This window comes from Peribacillus sp. (genome assembly GCF_059453735.1).
The window spans coordinates 1-2,411 of sequence record NZ_JAZVJO010000514.1; the positions used below are offsets into that span (position 1 = coordinate 1).

General features: G+C 39.9%; 5 protein-coding genes. 1 reads left to right on the top strand and 4 read right to left on the bottom strand.

Annotation, left to right across the window (positions count from 1 at the left end):
• Positions 1–49 precede the first annotated feature (49 nt).
• The 3 genes from AC52RT_RS16990 to AC52RT_RS17000 form a co-directional block, all read right to left on the bottom strand.
• Positions 50–205, bottom strand: a complete 156-nt coding sequence (locus AC52RT_RS16990) for a YvrJ family protein (RefSeq protein WP_340849262.1) — start codon at positions 203–205, stop codon at positions 50–52.
• Positions 206–276: 71 nt separating this feature from the next.
• Positions 277–495, bottom strand: a complete 219-nt coding sequence (locus AC52RT_RS16995) for a DUF2922 domain-containing protein (RefSeq protein ID WP_495541841.1) — start codon at positions 493–495, stop codon at positions 277–279.
• Positions 496–527: 32 nt separating this feature from the next.
• A complete protein-coding gene (locus AC52RT_RS17000; protein WP_340849259.1) occupies positions 528–746 on the bottom strand; it encodes a DUF1659 domain-containing protein in 219 nt (72 codons plus the stop codon).
• A gap of 197 nt (positions 747–943) precedes the next feature.
• Between AC52RT_RS17000 and AC52RT_RS17005 the strand changes: the two genes are divergently transcribed.
• A complete protein-coding gene (locus AC52RT_RS17005; protein WP_495541842.1) occupies positions 944–1,759 on the top strand; it encodes a glycerophosphodiester phosphodiesterase in 816 nt (271 codons plus the stop codon).
• Between the two features lie 111 nt (positions 1,760–1,870).
• On the opposite strand, the gene AC52RT_RS17010 is transcribed toward AC52RT_RS17005, so the two are convergent.
• Positions 1,871–2,395, bottom strand: a complete 525-nt coding sequence (locus AC52RT_RS17010) for a hypothetical protein (RefSeq protein ID WP_495541843.1) — start codon at positions 2,393–2,395, stop codon at positions 1,871–1,873.
• Positions 2,396–2,411: the final 16 nt, after the last annotated feature.

Consider the following 2,411-nt stretch of genomic DNA (forward strand, 5'->3'; position numbering starts at 1 on the left):
ATAAATGGCAGCCTCTTTTTTGCATTGTATATTCGCAAGAATTCAACCTTTATATTTTCTCTAAAAATCCTTCCCTCAATCTAATAGGAAGTTCAATAATAGTCTCATTTAATATATCAAGCTTAGCCTCCACTCGATGAAGCAGATAGAGGGTGACGATAATTGGGAATCCAACATCACTGATGAACGGAAGAAGATCCTCCATGAATGATCACCACACATTTCTATTAAGTCAAGCAGCCTAAAAGAAGGTATATCGATTAAGCTGCTCGTTTTTTATTTTACTTCATATCCTTTAACGTTTCGCTCAACAAGGTTTGCTGATTTTTTATTGATATAATCTCCAGATGAAGTCAGGAAGATATTTGCCTGAAGAATTTGATCCATAGCTTCATTTACTTTGGTAACATCAACTGGCTCAATAGGCGAATCAATGGAAATTGTGGATGTTTTCCCAAGCTGTGTCGTAAATTGAAGTTCAAGTGTTTTTGCCAACTCGTTCACCTCCTCTCCTTAATCCGTATTCATTAACCCGTAATCAATGCTGTATCTTGTCTCGTTACTTCTGTTACTGGGAACACTTGAAGACTAGCAATCGCCGTTGCTGCTTGGAAAATTTGTTCTGGAGTAGCCTGTGTTTTTACGCTGGAGTATGATTTGCGTTTTACGATGGCCTCTCCTTTTTCATTTAGTCCCGCATCATATCCAATGCGGATTAAGCTTGAATGTAAGATTTCATTTGCCATGTTTTTCACCTCCTTTCACCCTATATATACCAAATTCTAGGTTGAAAGTAGCATCGGTCCAAAATTTATTTATTACACAGAATGAGTTTGTACTATTGGAGGCAATTCACAACATTACATTTACTATTTTTAAGTCAAGAATAAACGGGTATGATTATAAGGAAGACAGATTAACAGATAAAAGTGAGGAGTATATTATGAAAATAGCACTTATTTTAGTTGTTTTTACCCTAGCCGTACTCATTATCGTATGGATTCAAAATCGAAAAACAGTCACTCTCTCGAATATGGATTCCATAAGAAAACCCATTAAAATTGGCCACCGTGGTGCTTCTGGCTATTGTCCTGAAAATACTATGGCCTCTTATCAAAAAGCAATCGATTTAGGCGTTGATTTTATCGAAATAGATATTCACATGTCGAAAGATGGCAAGCTGATCGTTCACCATGATCCACAATTAGATCGGACAACCAATGGCAAGGGATTATTAAAGGATTATACCTCCGAACAATTGATGAAAATGGATGCTGGCAGCTGGTTTAACCCAGATTTTTGTCACGAACGAATCCCTCTGCTAACCGAAGTACTTGATAAGTTTCTACCACAGGCCGGGATATTAATTGAAATTAAACATCCTGAATTAAATCCCGGAATTGAACAGGTTCTTACGACTGTCTTAAAGAGCTACCAATCCGATCACAAGCGTATTATGATTCATTCATTTGATGTAGCTTCGATGAAAAAATGCCATGAACTAATGCCCTCAATTCCTGTTGGGGTGTTAGTTAAAAACAGTCCCTTAGGTATTTCCGATAAATTTCTCCATGAAGTATCTGAATTTGCTGCATTTGTAAATCCAAAACATACGATGATGAGTGCAAAGCTAAAACAAAAGATACATAGGCATGGAATGCGCGCATTTACGTGGACTGTTAATGACAAAAAAAAATTAAAAGCCTTTGAAGCAATTAAGCTTGATGGAATCATTACAGATTTCCCAGACTATCTTTAATTAATGGTCATTTACAGACAAAAAAGACTTATCCTCGTGATAAGTCTTTTTTGTCTGTGCCAAAGTATTAGTAAATTCGGACATCCCTTGGTAGAAGGTGTTTGTATCCATTTAGTAGCATTGAAAAGAACGAATATTACTCGTATCAATTCCGTAATATACCCAGCGGCGCTGTCCAGCACGCCAGCGAAAACCAGCTACAGACCTTCTGCCAATGAAGACTGGGAAAAACCAGAAGGTCCTGCCATTATTAAGCCAGACATACGTATTCCTGAATAAACAACCCTGTAGTGCACCAGCATCTACAGCAAATGCAGACACACCAGGAAAATCAGGAACAAACTGCGGGGGCGGTGCTGAAGGAGGTCCGCCTCCTGGTGCTCCTCCAAACCCTGGCCCGCCTGGCGGTGGTGGTGGTGGGAATGCAGATCCTGGCCCGCCTGGCGGTGGCGGTGGTGGTGAAAATGCAGGTCCTGGCCCGCCGAAACTCCCGCCGCCTGGTGTACCTTGGTAACCAGGTCCGCCTTGCCCTGGACCACCACCTGGTCCACCCGGCATATTTTTTTGTCGTGAATAATCAGTTTCATAATTAGTTCGGTCTGAATCTTGCATTTGATTCATGCTTTGAAAATTCATATCTTGTTTATAGGGA